19 protein-coding genes, 1 tRNA gene, 1 pseudogene and 1 riboswitch are annotated in these 18,206 nt (G+C 69.7%); of the genes and pseudogenes, 10 read left to right on the forward strand and 11 right to left on the reverse strand.

Features of this window, described 5'->3' with window-relative positions:
* Position 1: 1 nt before the first annotated feature.
* Positions 2–2,026, reverse strand: coding sequence for an N-acetylmuramoyl-L-alanine amidase (locus ACN28A_RS14245; RefSeq protein ID WP_421395649.1), 2,025 nt, complete (start codon positions 2,024–2,026; stop codon positions 2–4).
* A gap of 289 nt (positions 2,027–2,315) precedes the next feature.
* Positions 2,316–2,456: riboswitch (cyclic di-AMP (ydaO/yuaA leader) on the forward strand.
* A 12-nt stretch (positions 2,457–2,468) separates the two neighbouring features.
* Here ACN28A_RS14245 and ACN28A_RS14250 point away from each other — a divergent pair.
* A complete protein-coding gene (locus ACN28A_RS14250; RefSeq protein WP_421395650.1) occupies positions 2,469–3,509 on the forward strand; it encodes an NlpC/P60 family protein in 1,041 nt (346 codons plus the stop codon).
* 102 nt (positions 3,510–3,611) lie between these two features.
* Here the strand turns inward: ACN28A_RS14250 and dcd are convergent, their stop codons facing one another.
* Positions 3,612–4,190, reverse strand: a complete 579-nt coding sequence (gene dcd / locus ACN28A_RS14255) for a dCTP deaminase (protein ID WP_421395652.1) — start codon at positions 4,188–4,190, stop codon at positions 3,612–3,614.
* A gap of 100 nt (positions 4,191–4,290) precedes the next feature.
* On the opposite strand from dcd, the gene ACN28A_RS14260 reads away from it, so the two are divergent.
* Positions 4,291–4,863: a pyridoxamine 5'-phosphate oxidase family protein gene (locus ACN28A_RS14260; protein ID WP_421395653.1), complete on the forward strand. Its 573-nt coding sequence runs from the start codon at positions 4,291–4,293 to the stop codon at positions 4,861–4,863.
* A gap of 17 nt (positions 4,864–4,880) precedes the next feature.
* Here ACN28A_RS14260 and ACN28A_RS14265 read toward each other — a convergent pair whose 3' ends face one another.
* Positions 4,881–5,891 (reverse strand): zinc metalloprotease, encoded by a 1,011-nt coding sequence (locus ACN28A_RS14265; protein ID WP_421395655.1) that lies wholly within the window; start codon positions 5,889–5,891, stop codon positions 4,881–4,883.
* A gap of 212 nt (positions 5,892–6,103) precedes the next feature.
* Between ACN28A_RS14265 and ACN28A_RS14270 the strand changes: the two genes are divergently transcribed.
* A tRNA-Gly gene (locus ACN28A_RS14270) sits at positions 6,104–6,177 on the forward strand.
* Between the two features lie 121 nt (positions 6,178–6,298).
* Here the strand turns inward: ACN28A_RS14270 and ACN28A_RS14275 are convergent.
* The 5 genes and pseudogenes from ACN28A_RS14275 to ACN28A_RS14295 form a co-directional block, all read right to left on the reverse strand.
* Positions 6,299–6,718: a DUF6941 family protein gene (locus ACN28A_RS14275; protein WP_421395656.1), complete on the reverse strand. Its 420-nt coding sequence runs from the start codon at positions 6,716–6,718 to the stop codon at positions 6,299–6,301.
* Positions 6,718–6,912, reverse strand: a complete 195-nt coding sequence (locus ACN28A_RS14280; RefSeq protein WP_278065249.1) for a hypothetical protein — start codon at positions 6,910–6,912, stop codon at positions 6,718–6,720. Before ACN28A_RS14280 ends, ACN28A_RS14275 begins: the two co-directional genes overlap by 1 nt.
* Before the next feature lie 1,344 nt (positions 6,913–8,256).
* Positions 8,257–8,541: a hypothetical protein gene (locus tag ACN28A_RS14285; RefSeq protein WP_421395657.1), complete on the reverse strand. Its 285-nt coding sequence runs from the start codon at positions 8,539–8,541 to the stop codon at positions 8,257–8,259.
* A 484-nt stretch (positions 8,542–9,025) separates the two neighbouring features.
* Positions 9,026–9,559, reverse strand: a complete 534-nt coding sequence (locus ACN28A_RS14290) for a tyrosine-type recombinase/integrase (protein WP_421395658.1) — start codon at positions 9,557–9,559, stop codon at positions 9,026–9,028.
* Positions 9,560–9,600: 41 nt separating this feature from the next.
* A pseudogene (locus ACN28A_RS14295) lies at positions 9,601–10,050 on the reverse strand (GNAT family N-acetyltransferase); the annotation flags it as partial.
* 179 nt (positions 10,051–10,229) lie between these two features.
* Between ACN28A_RS14295 and ACN28A_RS14300 the strand changes: the two are divergent.
* From ACN28A_RS14300 to ACN28A_RS14320, 5 genes are all read left to right on the forward strand, one after another.
* Positions 10,230–10,634 (forward strand): hypothetical protein, encoded by a 405-nt coding sequence (locus tag ACN28A_RS14300; RefSeq protein WP_421395659.1) that lies wholly within the window; start codon positions 10,230–10,232, stop codon positions 10,632–10,634.
* Between the two features lie 324 nt (positions 10,635–10,958).
* Positions 10,959–11,186, forward strand: coding sequence for a DUF433 domain-containing protein (locus ACN28A_RS14305; RefSeq protein ID WP_421395660.1), 228 nt, complete (start codon positions 10,959–10,961; stop codon positions 11,184–11,186).
* Positions 11,187–11,249: 63 nt separating this feature from the next.
* The gene (locus tag ACN28A_RS14310; protein WP_421395662.1) at positions 11,250–11,546 is read left to right on the forward strand and encodes a DUF5615 family PIN-like protein; all 297 of its coding nucleotides are present in this window, start codon (positions 11,250–11,252) and stop codon (positions 11,544–11,546) included.
* A 294-nt stretch (positions 11,547–11,840) separates the two neighbouring features.
* Positions 11,841–12,239 carry a helix-turn-helix domain-containing protein gene (locus ACN28A_RS14315; protein WP_421395663.1) on the forward strand — a complete coding sequence of 133 codons (399 nt, stop codon included), beginning with the start codon at positions 11,841–11,843 and terminating at the stop codon, positions 12,237–12,239.
* 93 nt (positions 12,240–12,332) lie between these two features.
* On the forward strand, positions 12,333–12,743 hold the full coding sequence (locus ACN28A_RS14320) for a VOC family protein (protein WP_421395665.1): 411 nt from the start codon (positions 12,333–12,335) through the stop codon (positions 12,741–12,743).
* 76 nt (positions 12,744–12,819) lie between these two features.
* Here ACN28A_RS14320 and ACN28A_RS14325 read toward each other — a convergent pair whose 3' ends face one another.
* A complete protein-coding gene (locus tag ACN28A_RS14325; protein WP_421395666.1) occupies positions 12,820–14,121 on the reverse strand; it encodes a D-alanyl-D-alanine carboxypeptidase family protein in 1,302 nt (433 codons plus the stop codon).
* A gap of 254 nt (positions 14,122–14,375) precedes the next feature.
* Between ACN28A_RS14325 and ACN28A_RS14330 the strand changes: the two genes are divergently transcribed.
* Positions 14,376–14,741, forward strand: coding sequence for a YciI family protein (locus ACN28A_RS14330; RefSeq protein ID WP_421395668.1), 366 nt, complete (start codon positions 14,376–14,378; stop codon positions 14,739–14,741).
* Positions 14,742–14,765: 24 nt separating this feature from the next.
* Positions 14,766–16,025, forward strand: a complete 1,260-nt coding sequence (locus ACN28A_RS14335) for an RNA polymerase sigma factor (protein WP_421395669.1) — start codon at positions 14,766–14,768, stop codon at positions 16,023–16,025.
* Positions 16,026–16,195: 170 nt separating this feature from the next.
* Here ACN28A_RS14335 and ACN28A_RS14340 read toward each other — a convergent pair whose 3' ends face one another.
* Both ACN28A_RS14340 and ACN28A_RS14345 read right to left on the reverse strand, forming a co-directional pair.
* Positions 16,196–16,951 carry a LytR/AlgR family response regulator transcription factor gene (locus ACN28A_RS14340; protein WP_278065258.1) on the reverse strand — a complete coding sequence of 252 codons (756 nt, stop codon included), beginning with the start codon at positions 16,949–16,951 and terminating at the stop codon, positions 16,196–16,198.
* Between the two features lie 10 nt (positions 16,952–16,961).
* Entirely contained in the window at positions 16,962–18,176 is a 1,215-nt protein-coding gene (locus tag ACN28A_RS14345) for a sensor histidine kinase (protein ID WP_421404376.1), read from the reverse strand.
* Positions 18,177–18,206 lie beyond the last annotated feature (30 nt).

Raw genomic sequence — 18,206 nt, forward strand, 5'->3', positions numbered from 1 at the left:
CTCAGTGTGGTGCGCCGACCGGTGACGGCAGCAGCCGTACGTCGTCGGCGTTCACGAACATGATCCGGTGGCCGAACTGGATCTGGACGTACCGCATGTCGCCCCGGATCACCGTCCAGTCGCCGGGTGACGAACCGTCGAAGGTGGTGGCCCGGTAGTACTCGCCGGGCAGCACGTTCCCGACGGCGTACCGCTGACCGGCGGCGAGGGTGTACTGCAACGGGGTGACCGGCTGCACCGGTACGCCGGCCGGATAGGCGTCCGGCTCCGGGTACGCCCTGCCGTACACCGGGATCGTCGCCCGGCCCGGCTTCGGCGTCGCGACCAGCCCCACCGTCCACTTCACGGTCGGCTTCGACCTCGGGTTGTGGAACCACGCCCGCTGCCCGAGATACCAGATCGCGGTCCAGTCGCCCTGCCGGCCGGCGAGCGCGTACGTCTGCCCCGCCGACGCCCGCGCCCCGTGGTCGGAGATGTGCATCGTGTCCGGGGTGCCGTCCGGGCGCAGCCCGAGGTCGTTCACCAGCGGCGCGTCGGCGGCCGGTGCGGTGCGCAGGATCACCGACGACGACCCGCGCGCCGGGCACGGCACCCCGGCCGCCGTGCAGCCGGTGAACGCCGGCCGGTTGGCGGCGAAGTCCGGGTCGATTGTGACAAGTCCGGCGGCCGCTGCGCCGATGCCCCGGAACGGTGCCCTGAGCAGGTCGAAGTAGTGCGACCAGTCCCAGTACGGCCCGGGGTCCCAGTGCATGCCGCGCACGTTCGCCGGCAGGATGCCGGGGACGTTGTCGTGCCCGATGACGTGGTCGCGGTCCAGCGGGATGTCGTAGCGGTCGGCGAGGTAGCGGACCAGCTTGGCCGAGGTCCGGTACATCGCCTCGGTGTACCAGGTGCCCTGTGCGGCGAAGCCCTCGTGTTCCAGGCCGATCGCCTTGGCGTTGACGTACCAGTTGCCGGCGTGCCAGGCCACGTCCCTGCCCTTGACGTGCTGCGCGATGTGCCCGTCGGCGGAGCGGAGCGTGTAGTGCCAGCTCACGTAGGTCGGATCCTGGACCAGCCGCAGCGTGGTGTCGTAGCTGCCCTCGGTGTCGTGGATGACGATGTACTCGATCTTCTGCCGGGCGGGCCGGTCGGAGAGGTCGTGGTTGCCGTAGTCGCCCTCCCCGAACGCCTGGTAGGGCGCGGGGATCCACTCGCAGGAGATGTCGCGCGGGCACTCCAGCCCGTCCGGGCGGGGCCGGCCGGGCAGGCCGAGCCGGTCCAGCCAGTGCCGCTGCGGGACGATCCCGGGATGGCCGGGGAGGGTGATCCGGTGCCCGTCGTCGGTGGTCCGGCTGGCGCCCTCGGCGACGGTCCGGTACACCTCGTCGGCGAAGGCGGCGGCGGCGTCCGCGCGGTCGCTGCCGGCGTACCGGGCCACCGCGCCGTACCAGGCCGCCGGGTCGCTGGCCCGCCCCGTCGGCCCGGCCAGCGATTTCTGGTACGCCGCCAGCAGTGCCGCCCCGCCCCGGATGTTCGCCGCCGGTTCGGCGCGGAGTGCCCGCTCGTCGACGCCGGTCAGCGTGGCGGCGGCGTCCAGGGTCTGCCCGCCGGACGGTGCCGCCGCGCCGCTGCGGTCGTTGTTCCGGTCGCTGGACGGGGCGGCGGGTGGGTGTGCCGGTCGGCCGGGCCGGGCCGGGTCGCCGCGCCGGTCCTCGCCGTGTTCCGGGTGTTCCGGACCGGCGGCCAGCCCGGCGACGTCGGTGAGGTGCATCGGGCCGTATCCGCCGCTGGTGCTCGGGGTGCCGGCGTTGGTGTCCCAGCGGGATTCCAGATAGGAGACGCCCAACAGCACGCTCTCGGGTACGCCGAACTCGGCCGCCGCGGCGGCGTACTCGGACTGCCGGGTCTCGGCGGACTCGGCCTGCCGGGTCTCGGCCGGTGGCGGCGCGGCGGGCGCGGGGCTGGCCGGCAGCAGTGCGGCGGCGCCGAGCAGGGCGGTCCCGATCGCGATTCTCCTGCTCAGCGGGGTTGTCGTGGGAAGCATCGGACCTCCAGGGGCCGGGGGTGGGCCTGCCGATCACCTTCCACCCGGGACACGGCCGTGGTCAATACCTGCCGAATAAGCTCGTCGCTATGTAGAAATCTTTCACCTATACCGAGCGTGTCCGGCTCGGTTCTCGCGGGTCGACTCGGACGACGGTCGGCTCGCACCGTCCGCGACCGCTCCGACACACAACGAATCGACTCAGATCGCGGGGTTGCGTTTGGATAACACCCTTCTCTAAGGTTGGGGACCGTCGAGCCGACGGCAGGCCGCCTAGCCGGGCGGCGACGTCTCGACACCGCCGAATCGTCACACAGAGCGAACCGGGGACCCGAGCATCCTGGGGTGAATCCGCGCCTTCTGCGGTAGGGCGACACTCTTTCCGCCCGAACCCGTCAGCTAACCCGGTAGGCGGGCTACGGAAGAAGGAGTACGGACCCCGGTGGCTTCCCCTGCCCCGCCGCGGTCGCCCTCCCTCCCGTCGGCAGCCGCCGACGCCGGGAACGCGAAACCGCGCCCTCGACGGTCCATTCTCGTCATCGCCCTCACCGCACTCGCCAGCGCCGCCGTGCTGTTCACCGGCACGACGCCGGCGCTGGCCGAGCCGTCGGTGGCCGAGATCGAGCAGCAGATCGACACCGCTTGGCGCAAGCTGGAGCCGGTCGTCGAGAAGCACAACGCCACCCGGCAGGACCTCGCGGCGAAGAAGAAGCAGGTCGCCGCCCTGCAGAAGAAGATCGCCCCGCTTCAGTCGCAGATCGACGCCGCGATGAACAGGGTGAGCGACTTCGCCGTGCAGGCGTACAAGGGTGACAAGGCCTCGGCGGTCAACGCCCTGCTCACCTCGAAGTCGCCGACCGCGCTCGTCGGCCAGCTCTCGGTGCTCGACCAGTTCGCTCGCCAGCAGCAGCGCGAGGTGCAGGAGGTCGTCGACCTCAAGGAGAAGTACGCCGCCCAGAAGGCTCCGCTGGACCGGCTGGTCACCCAGCTGACCAAGACCGAGGCGGAACTGGCGGCGAAGAAGAAGGAGATCGACGCCGAGGTCGAGCGGCTGCAGAAGCTGCGGATCCAGGCGTACGGGAACGGCTCCGCCGGCCCGCTGCGGCCCGCGCCCTGCCCGGCCACCTACCCCGGTGGCCCGTCCGGCCAGGCGGTCAAGTTCGCGTGCGCCCAGATCGGCAAGCCGTACAAGTGGGGTGCCGAAGGCCCCGGCTCGTACGACTGCTCCGGTCTGACCCTGGCCGCCTGGGCCAAGGGCGGCGTCTCGCTGCCGCACAACGCCCGCGCCCAGCGCGGACAGACGAAGCGGATCAGCCGTTCCGAGCTGCGCCCCGGTGATCTGGTCTTCTACTACGCCGACCTCAGTCACGTCGGCATGTTCGTCGGCAACGGTTGGATCGTGCACGCCTCCCGGGCCGGCGAGCCGGTGAAGATGAAGCGGATGGACGACGGCGAGATCCACAGCTTCGGCAGACCGGGCTGAGATCTCCGGGTCGACGGTCTCCGGGCCGACCGAGTCAACGCAGAACCCCCGTCGCAGGTGCGGCGGGGGTTCTGCCGTTCGGACGACGGGGGGCGCCTTGCCTCAGCGGGTGGGCCAGGTGCGCCAGTTCTGCCAGGAACGGCTCGGCGTCGGGCCGCGCTGCCCCTGGTAGCGCGAGCCGTAGACGGCCGACCCGTACGGGTGGGCGGACGGCGACGAGAGCCGGAAGATGCAGAGCTGCCCGATCTTCATCCCGGGCCAGAGCCGGATCGGCAGGTTGGCCACATTCGACAGCTCCAGCGTGACGTGGCCGGAGAAACCGGGGTCGATGAAGCCGGCGGTGGAGTGGGTGAGCAGGCCGAGCCGGCCCAGGCTCGACTTGCCCTCCAGCCGGCCGGCGAGCTGGTCGCCGAGGGAGATCACCTCCAGCGTGGAGGCGAGCACGAACTCACCCGGGTGCAGCACGAACGGCTGGCCGTCCGGCACGTCGACGAGCGAGGTCAGGTCGTCCTGCTGGACCGCCGGGTCGATGTGCGTGTAGAGGTGGTTGTTGAAGACCCGGAAGAGCCGGTCCAGGCGTACGTCGATGCTCGACGGCTGCACCAGCGCGGGCTCGAACGGCTCCAACGCGAGGGTGCCCGCCTTGATCTCGATCACTAGGTCGTGGTCGGAGAGCAGCACCGGATCACCTTAGCGAGTGGCGCGACGGTGACCGGCCGCGACCTCGCCGATGGGTGGGACCGGGGTAGGTGATCGAACAGGTGTTCGATAGAATGTGGGCATGGCATCCTGGTCCGAATTCGCCTCTGACGAGCCACGACTCGCCGACGCGATCCGCGTCCTCATCCAGCAGTACGGTCCGGGTCTCGGCTACCTGGCGACCGTGCGCGCCGACGGTGGGCCGCGGGTGCACCCGGTGTCCCCGGTCATCACCGACGAGGGACTCTTCTGTTTCGTCGTCGACTCTCCGAAGCGGCGCGACCTCGAACGCGACGGCCGCTACGCACTGCACTCGTTCCCGCCCGAGGACAGCGACGACGAGGCGTACGTCGCTGGTCGGGCCCGGCCGGTGACCGACCAGGCCCGGGTGGACCAGCTCGCCGGCAACCTGCGGGCGGCTCCACAGGTCGACTGGCGGCTCTTCGAGTTCACCGTCGACGTCGCGATGGTGGCCCGGCACGGCAGCAACGGCGCCACCCCGCTCGCGGCCGGAGACCGGTCCGAGCGACCGGCCGTGCAGGTCTGGCTCGACCCGGCCGGCGCCGCACCGGGCACCCCGGTCGGCGCCACCACCGGGTCGAGGCGGCGCGGCCGGCGCCGGGCGGTGGAAGAGCAGCCCGTCCCGGCGCCCTGACCTGCCGTCAGCCACGCCTACGGCTCGCGGAACGCCTTCCACGCCTTGAGCATCCGGAACGTCTGGCCGTACGTGAACTCGTACATGCAGGCGTCGACCGAATAGTCCATGAAGTTGTGGATCGGGTCGGCGCCCGGCTTCGCCGTGCAGGTGTCCCGCCGTTCCGGGCAGCCGAAGGCCGGCTCCGCCTCGGCAGGCGTGTCCAAGACCTGATCGCCCTGCCCGCCACAGCCCTCCTGGAAGGTGTGGTAGAGATTCAGCCAGTGCCCGACCTCGTGCGTGGCCGTGTCACCGGCGTTGTACGGCGCCGCCGTCCCACCCGGCAGTGACTCGGCGAGCACCACCACCCCGTCGTACGGATCGAGCTTGCGCTCCGGGAAGGTGGCCCAGCCGAGCAGCTTCTCCGTCAGCAGCCCGGTGTAGATGTTCAGCGTGTCCTTGCCGCCGACCCGCAGCGCCCGCTTCATCTGGGTCTCCGTCGGGCTCTCCGGCGCGATCGGATACCAGGCGGGTCTGGTCACCCGATTCACCTTCTTCAACCGGAAGCGGAAGGGTGTCCAGGCCCCGCCGGTACGCCCGCCGAACGACTCGTTCAGCACCCTGACCTGGGCCTGGATCAGGGAGAGCGGGACGTCCCCGGCAGCCCGGGTCCGCCGCTCACTGATCACGTGGAACACCACGTCGATGGTGATCGTCAGTTTCTTCGGTACGCCGAACGGCGCCACCCCGACCCGTTGCGCGTACGCCGCGTCGAGGGCGCGGTCCCGCTCGGCCGCCTCGGCCGGAGTCAGCTCGTTGGGCTCGACCGCGTACGGCGCTCCAGGCCTGGCCCTGGCGTTCGGGTCGACGCCGTGCGGGATCCCTGTGTGCGGGCGCCCTTTTGCGGTCTCGGTGCAGGCCGCTACGCCGGATTCCCTGGCCGGGTCCGGAGGTGCCGCCGCCACCGGACCGGATCCGAGCAGCAGGACGAGAAGCACGCTCGTCATGCCGGTCGAACGCGACGACCAGCGCAGTCCACGGAACGCCATTGCCACACCCTTGCCTTCGGAGAGTGGTTCTGTGATGACACAGAGCCATAGTTGCAGGTGGGGCGGACGTTACCGGGCTCGGTCTCTGTTGCAAACGAAGTGGCGCGGCGTGGTTCGCTACCTGTTCGAGCAGGTGGCGATGGGGGTCGGGGTGGGACCCGGGGGTAGGTGAGTGCATGATCGGACCCGACCGGGTACAGTGGGGTCCGCTCGCGGGTGTAGTTCAATGGCAGAACATCAGCTTCCCAAGCTGACAGTGCGGGTTCGATTCCCGTCACCCGCTCCAACAACGAAGGCCCTGGTCAGGACATCAGTCCCAGCCAGGGCCTTCGATATTCAGGATCCATACTCACGTCGTGCGCCATGAGCACCGGTACACCTGGGCGTCGGCCCTGTCGTCGTCCGTGCTAGCGACGACCGACCGTGAATGCTGCTACATACTCTTGTTCTGCAAACGTCATGCGCCACTCGTAGCGACCCGGCGCGAGGGGAAGGGATGGGACGTTGAAAGCGAAAGAAGCATCAAGCATTGTGCCAGGGGCCAACCCGGGTGGTCGCCCGACCTCGACGCCGGCCTCGGTTGCAATGGAGGCTTCACCGTCTGCTGTAGGGACCTTGACTGGCCGCCCATCCGAGTCCAGTAGCTGTAGCTTGAGGGGGAGGCGCTGGTTTGCCCGATCCCATGGGATCTTGATCAGGACTGCAACGGCATGGGGCGCGGTGGGGGAGGACGTAACGGACCAACCTGCCCCCAGCATGTGGACTTTGCCAGACTCAGCCTGCGCAGCGTCGCAGAGGATGAGCTGCGCTTCGACGGGTGAAGCCATCAGTGGGCGGGTAACTCTCGCGTCGACTTGTTGGTCAGGTTGCTGATGATCTGCTCCACCCGTCCCGGTAGCTTCAGGTACGAGGTGTTTGACCAGGTCGGCCGCCCTGTGACGCCCTTCTCGCCCCGGTTGAACGCCTCTATGATCTTGTCTACCGGCTCGTCAGCCTCATAGAACTCGTCGTTGCTGGCCATGGGGTCATCATCCCTTCTCCTGGTGTGGCTGGCTAGCTATCAACAAAGTAAGCGCTGCCTAGGTTCCAAACGTCCCCAATCGGGTCATCGGATGGATATAGGACAACCAGGGCGCGTCTTCCTCGAAGCTCGACCTGGATGATCGCTCGCTCCCCACGATGTTCATCGATGTCCCAGCTGTACGTCAACCCGGCAACGCAGACCACGGCGTCCCGTACCTCGTCGCAGGTCAGTTGATGTTTGGCCGCAATCTTCTCCGCGGTTCGCCAGCTGATGTTGAGCACTGCCACCCAGACGGCACGCCGAGCCATCGTCACCACCGTGAATCTCGCGAGAGGCTTAGGGTAGATATCTCAGTGTTCTGGCCGCTACTGGCTGTTGGGTGGATAGGTCGGGCCGATACTCGCCTTTGATGGCCCGCATGACTATTGATACAGGTCGACCGAGCTGAGGAGGCTGCGCTGTAACGGCAGCCGAGGGAACCCCATGGATAAGATCAACTGGTATCCGCAAAGTGACGCCAGCACCGATGGCTATCGACTTCCACGCCTCGCGCGTGAGGTCGACCAAGCGCTCATGTCGACGGCGTGCCATTAACGTGCCATTGGGCCAGGACAGCGGAGGCCGTCCGGGGCCGCTAGATGATCGCCGTGACCAGGGCGCCAGTTGGTCAGGCGGCCTACCTTCGACACTTCCCAAGCTGACAGTGCGGGTTCGATTCCCGTCACCCGCTCCAACCGAGAGGCCCTGGTCAGGACGTCAGTCCCAGCCAGGGCCTTGGTTCTTCAAGGGCGGCGAACATGCTGCGTGCAACGTGTGGCCGACCAGGATGCTGGCTGTCCTTCGGACCGTCGGCACTTCGCGCCCGACCCATCTTGCCCATCGGATGTGGCCCTGCCCCTGGTCCGCTCTGGCGAGTACGGCAAATCTATTTGCGGGGGTACGCGGCCTGTAGCACCTCTCGAACGAGATCACTCGGGCGGCGGTTCGTCAGCTCTGCCACCTTCTGGATCATCTGGAAAGTCTGGTCATCGACTCGCACACTGAGTCTGTGCGAGGCCCCGCCTTCTTTCGAGAGGGATGGTCGGCCGACCCGTCGAGGAGTGAGCTTGCTGACGTCGTATCCTGCCTCCGCTTCGGCCGTGAGGTCGGCCTCTACCTGCGGGGTAAGGGTGACCCCGCTCTTGGTCTGCCGTCTGGCGGTCCGGGTGACCTTGCGCGCGTCCCGGGACGTCGGAGAATCCGTCTCGGGCTTGGTTGCTCGCTTACCCCGAACTGCTCGGCCCTGCACCCTCGTCTCCTCGGGCTTGCTGCGGGTCGCGCTACTCTTTGTCACCTTCGTAGTCATACGCGCCATGGCTTCGCCTCCCTGTAAGGCCGGTTGTACTGGGGTCGCATGTTCATGGAGTGGATCACTCTTAGTGTGCCGTCCAGCAGTTCGACGGCGATAACTTCCAGGGCCACGCCGTCCTCGTCGTCACCGAGGAACAGCAGGCGTTCGGGACGGTCTGGGGGTTCAGCGGCCAAGGTGTAGTGCTGACCGCAGTGCTCGATCACGTACTGTGACCGAGATCGAGCGATGCCATGCTTGGTCGCAGCCCGTGCCCACGAGTACTTGTGCCTAGCCACGGCCCCATTTTGTCTGACGAAACTCCTCCTAGCTAGCCTGACACGTTCGCGGCAGGTCGGCAAGGATCCTGCGAGGTAGATCCCACCAGAGCACGCAGCGGCCCTCAAGTTCTGGGCCGACACGGAGGGTCTGTGCGTTCGTTAGGTGCGAGGCTCGCCCGGGCGACCTGATGATCTGTTGCTGCATGTCATGGACGTCGCTGATCCCGCTCGCTCAGACGTACGCAGCCGGCGCCCGTGCCCCCTACGTGCCCGTAGCGCCGGGAAGCCACGTGGAACGGCGGTCAACCACGGGCACCGTGACCAGGAGCGCGGCCCGTTGACCTTGGCCCGGATCGGCTCCCCAGCGAGTTCCCAAGCTGACAGTGCGGGTTCGATTCCCGTCACCCGCTCCAAGCGAAAGGCCCTGGTCGGGACGTCAGTCCCAGCCAGGGCCTTCGATGTGTTCCGGGCCGCGATCATGCTTCGGGCCATCCACGGGCCATTAGCGCCGCCGGGCCACCACGCCGGCCATCCCGCCGTCCGGGTCGCCGCCGCGCCGCTTGCCCCTGCCCGCCTTCTTCGACCCGTCGCCCTTCTTCGAGGCGTCGCTCTTCTTCGGCTTGCCGCCCTTGCCCTTCGACTTCGCAGGCGCCTCGCCGGCCGCCGCCTTGTCCGCCTTCTTCCGCTCGGCCTTCATCGCGACGTTGGCCGCCTGGGCGATGGCGCGGTCGGCTTCGGCGGTGGCGTGCTGGTAGATCATCGCTGCCTGTGGCGAGTCGTGACCCATCCGCGCCATCAGTTCGCGGATGCTGGCGCCGGTCCGGGCGGCGAGGCTGTTCCCGGTGTGCCGCAGGTCGTGGAAGTGCAGCCCCGGCACGCCGAGCTTGCCGACCGCCGCCGACCAGCCGATCAGCTTGTTCAGATTGCCCCGCCAGATCGGCCGCCCGTTCGGCCCGGTGAAGACCAGCGCGTTCGGGTTGTCGTCGACGAACGCCGCCAGGTGGTCGCGCAGCGCCGGCAGGACCGCCGCCGGCATCAACCGCGCCGGGGACCAGCTCTCTGTTGCGGCCGTCTGGTCTACTCGTCGTGAGCCAGGCGGTAGACCCGCGAGTCCCGCAGCCGGAAGCCAAGCCGTTCGTACAGCCGGTTCGCCGCTTCCCGAGACGGCCGGGACGTTAGATCAACAGTCCGAACGCCCGCCTCCCAAGCCAGCCTGACAGCCTCTTGGGTCAGCGCCGCCCCGACCCCCAAGCCCCGCGCCGACTCATCGACGACTACGTCCTCAATCCATGCGCGCTTGCCGGTGGGAATCGGAAACATGATCAGGGTTAGCGCGCCGACGATCTCGCCCTCTCGGCGAGCTATGAGCAGAGTGTTCCCGTCCCACGCCACCAGCTCGCCCAAGGCCGTGAGGTCGAGCGGCTTTGCAGAGCGAGACAACTGCGGAAGGAGTCGGCCGAACGCCTTCACGATTTCGTCGGCGGCGGCACGGACAGCCTCGATCTCGACGCTCATGCTCGCGACTCTAGCTCCCCACCTCGTCCACGCGAGGCGTTACGGGAGCCGGCGGGGCTGGCCGCCGTCGTGGTCTTGGCTCCCGGCCGCCGCGCCAGTCCAACCCCGGGACTGGCTTGCCACCGAGCCGCTGGGGTCGCTGGAGCCCCCGGCGTCGCTTAAGCGTCGGCGGGAACCGGCACACTGCCGGCATGACTCATGACCTTGCCGTCTGGGAGGGCGACCAGCCGACCGACGATGTCGCGGGCGCTGCCGCCTTCGTGCAGCTCTACGGGAGGTACATCGGGGCGGACGAGGCTGTGCCGCCGACCCCGCGTGTCCGCGCCTACGTCGAGGCCCTACTCGATCGCTGGATCGACTTGACCGAGGACGAGGATGACGTGAGCCCGTGGTCTGATGGACCGCTGATCAACAACGCGTCAGGTCCGATCGTCTACTTTGCTATGCGGTACAGCCTGGCTGAGGAGGTGTCAGTCGAGGCCGCGCGCATGGCGGTCGAGCGCGGTCTGGTCTGCTTCGACGTGCAGTGGGACCGCCTTCGGCCGACGCCGGAGGAGCAGGAGGCCGGGTCATCCACGGGCCATAAGCCGAGATAGACCCAGGCCGAGGCAGGCCGCCCGGGACCGACCAGGCAAAACGCCGTGCCACGACCCGCCTCGGTCCAAGTCCCAAGCTGCCAGTGCGGGTTCGATTCCCGTCACCGCTTGACCGACAAGGGCCCAGCTGCAAAGTCGATTCTCTGAGACCGGACCCTTGTCATTTTCGATTTTCAAGGCAGCCGTGCGCCTGCCCTGGTCGGACGGGATCCGGAATCCGGTCGGTGGAGGCGCCTGGCGTCGGGCTCCGCCGATCCTCGCACTGCGGGCCTGTCGAGCGCCTGTTACTGGCGAGCGGCCCCGGGGACAGAACATCATGGGTGTATGAACGACAGGATCTCCATCGACCATCGGATCATGGGTGGCGTGCCGTGTATCGCCGGAACCCGCATCCCCGTGGCGACAGTGATCGGGCTGCTGGGCCAGGGCTACAGCGTCAGTGAGGTGATCGAGGAGCACCCCACCTTGACGAAGGACGACGTCATAGCGGCTCTGCGCTTCGCCGCACGGGCGGTCGACGAGCGAGAACTGCCGTTGAAGTTGTCCGCATGAGGTTCCTGGTCGACGAGTGTCTGTCGATCAGGGTCGCTGCCCTCCTCGTGGCGGCCGGGCACGATGCCTCATGTCGTTGACTGTGGTCTGGCCGGAGAGCCTGACGACCGGGTGCTTGGCAGGGCGGTCGGTGACGGACGGATCCTGCTCTCCGCCGACACGGACTTTGGCGAGATCCTGGCCCGGTCCGGGGCGGGCACGCCCAGCGTGGTCCTGTTCCGGCGCTCCGATCGATCGGCGGCGTCCTTGACGTCGATCCTCGTTGCGAACCTTCCCGAGGTTGCGGACGATCTGGCGAAGGGTGCGTTCGTGGTTCTGATCAATGAGCGACTCCGAATCCGTCCTCTACCGTTAAGGTAAGGGCGAGCGGACCCTGTCGTGCCATTAGCGTGTCATTCGGGCAGGACAATCGACACCGCGCCTTGATGCGAGGGCTGTGGCGGGACGTTGCCGAGCCGGTGCGGCGCACCAGGCCGGATTCCACCGACAGCAGCGCTGACGGCAACCAGCGGCGACGAGCACGAGGGGGCCGTTGAAGGGCTGGGCCTACCGTCGCCTCGAGGACGGGCGACCGCCACCCAGGTCGGCCCGGTCGGCCGGGTTGCCCGCGAGGCTGACGGCTGAAGCGACGGGAAGCCGTGGTGTGATGGAAGTGTGAGTCGGGCCGCCGAGGAGAGCAACCGCCGGATGCTCCGGGCCCGGGACGCGATGGACCGGGCGTACGCGCAGCCGCTGGACGTACCGGCGTTGGCCCGGATCGCGCACGTCTCGGAGGCGCACTTCACGCGTACCTTCCGGGCGACGTTCGGCGAGACCCCGCACCGCTATCTCCAGCGGCGCCGGGTCGAGCGGGCGATGTTCCTGCTCCGGGAGACCGACCGCAGTGTCACCGACATCTGCTTCGGTGTCGGCTTCGGCAGCCTCGGCACCTTCAGCCGTACCTTCCGGGAGATCGTCGGCAGCTCGCCGAGGGCGTACCGGAAGCAGCGCCCGGCAGCGCCCCCGAACGTGCCCAACTGTTTCACGATGGCCTGGACCCGGCCCACCGCCTGACCCTCCCGGCAGCCGCTGAGCTGCGGATACGGCACAGCAGACTGAGCAGTTTCGGATAAGTTTCTCCCCCGGCCGAGCCGTAGCGTGAGGGGCATGTTCAACGCCATCACGCACTCGCAGATTTACGTCCTCGACCAGGACGAGGCCCTGGACTTCTACGTCGGCAAGCTCGGCCTGGAGGTCAACACCGACGCCGATCTCGGCTTCATGCGCTGGTTGACAGTGAACGTCCCCGGCGATCCGGTACGGCAGGTCCTGCTGACGACGCCGGGGCCGCCCGCCCTCTCCGAGGAGACGGCGCAGCAGGTACGGGAGCTGGTGACGAAGGGCGCGACCGGCGGCTGGTTGATCTTCAGTACGGACGACTGCCGGAAGACGTACGAGACGCTGCTCGGCAGGGGTGTCGAGTTCACCGAGGAGCCGACCGAGCGGCCGTACGGGATCGACTGCGGCCTGCGCGACCCGTTCGGCAACAACATCCGGTTCACCCAGCTCAAGTCCTGAACCCGCTACCGCAACCCGTTGACGCTGGCGGGCCCGGCCCGGACGAAATGAGTGTCCCGACCGGGCCCGAGCCAGCTCAGCGGTGCTGCCGGATCCGGTCCCAGTCGCTCGGCGGTTCGAGGCGTGCCCCGGAGCGGAGTGTGCCGGTCACCGGCGCCCCGAGACCGGCGACCGCGGTGATCGAGCCGTGTTCGGTCTCCGCCGGAAGCAGCTCCGGTACGGCCGGGATGTCGACGTCCAGCCGTACCCGCATGCCGGGCCAGCCGACCACGGACAGTTCCTTCCCGGCGTGGATCGTGGTGCCGGTGCCGAGCGGGCCCTGCACGGTGGCGACCTGGTCGCCGACCTTGACGATCGGATGCACAATGAGCGCGGCGGCGGCGGTCCGCACCAGCGGGCGGGTCGCCTTGAAGACCCGGTCGAGCTGCACCGGGGTGTTCGCGCCGGGCTGCCCCAGCACGGCACCGACGATGGTGATCTTCCGGCCGCCGACCCTGGTGACGGCGGCGAAGACGAGACAACCGCCGGCCTCGTCGGTGGAACCGGTCTTGATCCCCACCACGCCGTCCCGGCCGACAAGCGAGTTGTAGTTCTTCACCTCGCCGGCGACCGGCAGGGTGGCCCTCTTCTGCGCGACGATCTCCGCGAACGCCGGCAGTTCCATCGCCTTGCGGGCCAGGATCACCTGGTCGACGGCGGTGCTCACGGTGCCCGGGTCGAGCCCGGACGGATCGGTGTAGCGGGTGTCCTTCATGCCCAGCGCGTCGGCGGTGTCGTTCATCTTCTCGACGAACGCCTCGACGCTGCCGGCGTCCCAGGCGGCGAGGATCCGGGCCATGTTGTTGGCCGACGGCAGCAGCACCGCCTGCAGCGCCTGGCGTTCGGTGAAGACCGCGCCCGCGACAACCGGCACCAGCGACTCGCCCCGGGCCAGCTCCGCCGGGTACGCGGCGGCCTGTGCCGCGCTGACCGTCAGCTTCGGCCCCTGCTTGCCCCGGTCGAGCGGGTGCTCGGTGAGGATGACGTACGCGGTCATCACCTTTGTCACGCTGGCGATCGGCACCGGCTCGTTCCCGCCGGAGGTGCCGAACGAGCCGACCCCTTCGACCGAGAGCGCCGCCTGCCCGGTCCGCGGCCACGGCACCACCGGCGCCTTGCCGGGAATCCTCGTCGCCTCCGGCAAGGTACGCGTGACGGCAGCCGTCGGCAGCGGGGTGCGCAGCGGCGCGATCGCGTAGAGCGTGGCACCGGCCAGCAGCATGACAAGCAGCCCGATGGCGAGCAGCCAGTAGCCGCGGGCTCGACGCCGCTTCGGCGGTGACGGCGGTGGCGGTGGCGGCACAGGTTCGAGTACCTGGGTCGTCTCGGCGTCGAGCATCGGTCAAATCCCCCCGTGTGGCATGCCAGCCCGCCGCGTGGCCCGGCCGGAGCGCTGGTGTCGGCATCGCCCGGCCGGGCTGCCGGCGGGTCCGGCAGCACGTATCTCGCGAAGTAGTGCATTGTCGCACCGCCCGGCAACAGCACCGCCGCTCGTGGCCGGCCGGCGATGTCGAGGACGCGGCGCCGGCTCCGTCCGTAGGGTGACGGCGTGCCGACCGGGCACCCGGGACGACGCGAAGCGGAGGATCCGAGATGAAGTACCTGCTGCTGATCTACGGCAACCAGGAGAAGTGGGACTCGATCCTGGCGGAGTCGTGGCCGGAGGAGATCGCCAAGCAGGACGCGTTCAACAGGCGCTACCACGAGACCGGGGAACTGCTCGGCGGGTACGGGCTGGCCGACGCCGCCGCGGCCCGGCTGGTCCGGCGCGAGGGCGGCGCCCCGGCCGTCACCGACGGGCCGTACCTGGAGACCAAGGAGTACATCGCCAGCTTCTACCTGCTGGACTGCGACAGCGAGGCGCGGGCGTACGAGATCGCCGCCGACATGCCCTGGGCGGACCAGGAACCGGTCGAGGTCTGGCCGATCCTGCACGAGTCCGCCGCCGACCTGGCCTGACGTGCACCGGAACGTCGATCACCGGTGAGCGTCGACCGGACCGTGGAGGGGCTGCTGCGCGAGTTGGCGCCGCAGGTCCTCGGCGCGCTCGTCCGCCGGTACGGCCAGTTCGACGCGGCCGAGGACGCCACCCAGGAGGCGCTGCTCCGGGCCGCCCTGCGCTGGCCGGCCGAGGGGATCCCGGACAATCCCCGGGGCTGGCTGGTGACGGTCGCAGTACACCGGTTGCTTGACGAGTTCCGCAGCGAGGCGTCCCGGCGGCGGCGGGAGGACGCGGTGTTCGCGGCGACCCCGCAGGCCGAGCTGCTGGGCCGGCCGGCGGACGCCGATCCGGAAACCGAGCGGGACGACTCGCTGACCCTGCTCTTCCTCTGCTGTCATCCGGCGCTGTCGCAGGCCAGCCGGATCGCGTTGACGTTGCGCGCGGTCGGCGGCCTGAACACCGGGCAGATCGCCGCCGCCTTCCTGGTGCCGGAGGCGACGATGGCGCAGCGGATCAGCCGGGCGAAGCAGACCATCCGGAGCAGCGGCCTGCCGTTCGAGCCGCCGCACGGGCCGGACCGGCCCGAGCGGCTGGACGCGGTGCTGCACGTGCTCTACCTGGTCTTCAACGAGGGCTATACCGCGTCGACCGGGCCGGAGCTGACCGCGCCGCGACTCTCCGACGAGGCGATCCGGCTCACCCGCTGGCTGCACCGGCTGCTGCCGGAGGATCCCGAGGTGGCCGGGCTGCTCGCGCTGATGCTGCTCACCGACGCCCGCCGGCCGGCCCGGACCCGGCCGGACGGCAGCCTAGTGCCGCTGGCCGAGCAGGACCGGGAAGGCTGGGACCGGCAGCGGATCGCCGAGGGGGTCGCGCTGATCACCGAGACGCTGCCCCGGGGTCCGGTCGGGCCCTACCAGGTGCAGGCGGCGATCGCGGCGGTGCACGACGAGGCCGAGCACGTCGACAGGACCGACTGGCCGCAGATCCTCGCCCTCTACGAGCTGCTCGAACAGCTCATCCCGGGGAACCCGATGGTGACGCTGAACCGGGCGGTCGCGGTCGCCATGGTGCGCGGGCCGGCGGCCGGGCTGGAGCTGTTGGAGACCGTCGCCGCCGACAGGCGGATGGCGACCCATCACCGGTTGCTCGCCACCCGCGCCCACCTGGCCGAACTCTCCGGGGACCGGGCCGGGGCGGCGGCCGGCTACCGGGCGGCGGCCCGGCGCACCGCCAGCCTGCCCGAGCGGCGTCACCTCACCGCGCGGGCCGCCGAACTCGACCCCCGGCAGCACCCCTGACCGGCGGTACGCGACCGACGCCGCCGGTCCGCCAGCGCTCGCCGGAGTTCGTCAGTGCTCGCCCGGGTCCGTCAGCGTTCGCCGGAGTTCGTCACTGCTCGCCCGGGTCCGTCAGCGTTCGCCGGAGTTCGTCAGTGCTCGCCCGGGTCCGTCAGTGCTCGTCGAGTTCGTCAGCGGTTCCAGTCCTGCTTGGCGGCGCGGACCAGCTTGTCCTTCAGTTCCCGGGTGTGCCGGCGGCTGACCGGCAGTTCGGAGTCGTCGATCACCACCACGTACCCGGAGTTGGCGAGCCGGAGTTCGGCGATCAGTCGGAGCTGCACCAGGTACGACCGGTGGATCCGGACGAATCCGGCGTCTGCCCAGCGTTCGGCGAGGGTGGCCAGCGGCACCCGGACCAGGTGTGACCCGTCCGAGGTGTGCAGCCGGGCGTAGTCGCCCTGCGCCTCGACCCAGCGTACGGCGGAGCGGGGCAGCATCCGGGTGGTGCCGGCCAGTTCGACCGGGATCGTCGGGTCGGGTTCGGCCCGGGCCAGTGCGGCCGGATGGGCGGGCACCACCCGGGAGCCGACGACCCGGCGCAGCGACTCGGCGAGTCGTTCGGCCCGGACCGGCTTGCGGACGTAGTCGGTGGCGCCGAGGTCGAAGGCGTCGACGGCGCCGTCGTCGTACGCGGTGACGAAGACGATCGCGGGCGGCCGGGCGAACCGGCGGAGCACCCGGGCCAGCTCCATGCCGTCCAGCCCCGGCATCCGGATGTCCAGGAAGACCACGTCGACGTCGGCGTCCCGGAGCACCCGCAGCGCCTCGGTGGCGTCCCCGGCGGTGTGCAGCCGGGAGACCCGTGGATCGGCCCGCAGGTGGTATGCCAGCTCGTCGAGCGCCGGTGGCTCGTCGTCGACGGCCAGCACGCGCAGGAAACCGGTCACGGTGCAGCCCTCACGCGCTCGCCCGGACATGACGGTGGAACTTCGGTATCCGCATGCTCACCTTCGTACCCGATCCGAGGTCGGTCTCGACGACCAGGCCGAACTGGTCCCCGAAGACCGACCGGAGTCGTTCGTCCACGTTGGAGAGTCCGACGTGCTGGCCGGAGTCGTCGGCCGGGTCGGCGGCGGCGTCGGCGATCCCGGCGGCCAGCACCGCCGGATCCATTCCCACTCCGTCGTCCTCGACCGTTATGTGGCACTCTGCACCGGCGTCCCGGGCCTCGATGCTGAGCATCCCCATCCCGGGCTTGCGGGACAGCCCGTGCCGGACCGCGTTCTCGACAAGCGGTTGCAGGCAGAGGAACGGCAGGCTGACCGGCAGCACCTCCGGGGCGATCTGGAGCTTCACCTGGAGCCGGTCGCCGAACCGGGCCCGTTCGATCGTCAGGTACCTGTCGATCGAGCGCAGCTCCTCGGCGAGCGTGGTGAACTCGCCGTGCGCCCGGAAGGAGTAGCGGGTGAACTCGGCGAACTCCAGGATCAGCTCCCGGGCCCGCTCCGGGTCGGTCCGGACGAACGAGCCGATCGCGGTCAGCGCGTTGTAGATGAAGTGCGGGCTGATCTGGGCGCGCAGGGCGCGTACCTCGGCCCGGGCCAGCCGTTCCCGGGACGAGTCGAGCTCGGCGAGCGCGAGCTGGGCGCCCGCCCAGTGTGCGGTCTCCAGGGCGGCCTGCACCAGGCCGGGTGCCGGCTGGTCGTCGGCGATCGCCACCAGCGCCGCCCCGGCCCGACCGTCGGGGCCGGTCAACGGGGCGATCACGGCGCCCCGGACCGGGCAGTCGACCCGGTCGCAGCGCAGGTCGGACTCGCCGAGCACCGTCGACCGGCGGGTTCGGATGGTACCGGCGGCGGCGGCCAGCAGTTGCTCGCCGTGGTGGCCGCCGCGCCCGTCGATGGCGAGCAGCCGGTCCGGCTCGGCCAGCGCGAGTCCGGCGGAGCCGACCAGGGTACGCAGATGGCGTACCGCCTTCGCCGCACCGGCCGGGGTGAGCCCGGCCCGCAGTGGCTCGGCGGCCAGCCCGGCGGTGTGCAGCACGTCGTAGGTGGCCCGCTGGGTGGCGGTGGCGATGCCCCGCCGGGCGCGCAGCCGCACGACGGCGAAGAGGGCAGCCGCCAGCGCACTGATCATCGCCACCACGGCCACCGCCGTGGACAGGTCGGGCATCCCCACCCAGAGATCGTGACGGCTTACCGC

Origin of the sequence: Plantactinospora sp. WMMB782, from assembly GCF_049179135.1 — a bacterium.
GTDB lineage: Bacteria > Actinomycetota > Actinomycetes > Mycobacteriales > Micromonosporaceae > Plantactinospora.

Excerpts from the sequence above, each read along its gene's own strand:
- ACN28A_RS14280 (WP_278065249.1), bottom strand. The coding sequence starts at position 6,912 with ATGGCCAGCAACGACGAGTTCTATGAGGCTGACGAGCCGGTAGACAAG.
- ACN28A_RS14290 (WP_421395658.1), bottom strand. The coding sequence starts at position 9,559 with ATGCCGGCGGCGGTCCTGCCGGCGCTGCGCGACCACCTGGCGGCGTTC.
- ACN28A_RS14345 (WP_421404376.1), bottom strand. The coding sequence starts at position 18,176 with ATGCCCGACCTGTCCACGGCGGTGGCCGTGGTGGCGATGATCAGTGCG.
- ACN28A_RS14330 (WP_421395668.1), top strand. The coding sequence starts at position 14,376 with ATGAAGTACCTGCTGCTGATCTACGGCAACCAGGAGAAGTGGGACTCG.
- ACN28A_RS14260 (WP_421395653.1), top strand. The coding sequence starts at position 4,291 with ATGGCATCCTGGTCCGAATTCGCCTCTGACGAGCCACGACTCGCCGAC.
- ACN28A_RS14320 (WP_421395665.1), top strand. The coding sequence starts at position 12,333 with ATGTTCAACGCCATCACGCACTCGCAGATTTACGTCCTCGACCAGGAC.
- ACN28A_RS14310 (WP_421395662.1), top strand. The coding sequence starts at position 11,250 with ATGCCTCATGTCGTTGACTGTGGTCTGGCCGGAGAGCCTGACGACCGG.
- ACN28A_RS14265 (WP_421395655.1), bottom strand. The coding sequence starts at position 5,891 with ATGGCGTTCCGTGGACTGCGCTGGTCGTCGCGTTCGACCGGCATGACG.
- ACN28A_RS14245 (WP_421395649.1), bottom strand. The coding sequence starts at position 2,026 with ATGCTTCCCACGACAACCCCGCTGAGCAGGAGAATCGCGATCGGGACC.
- ACN28A_RS14305 (WP_421395660.1), top strand. The coding sequence starts at position 10,959 with ATGAACGACAGGATCTCCATCGACCATCGGATCATGGGTGGCGTGCCG.
- ACN28A_RS14300 (WP_421395659.1), top strand. The coding sequence starts at position 10,230 with ATGACTCATGACCTTGCCGTCTGGGAGGGCGACCAGCCGACCGACGAT.
- ACN28A_RS14325 (WP_421395666.1), bottom strand. The coding sequence starts at position 14,121 with ATGCTCGACGCCGAGACGACCCAGGTACTCGAACCTGTGCCGCCACCG.
- ACN28A_RS14275 (WP_421395656.1), bottom strand. The coding sequence starts at position 6,718 with ATGGCTTCACCCGTCGAAGCGCAGCTCATCCTCTGCGACGCTGCGCAG.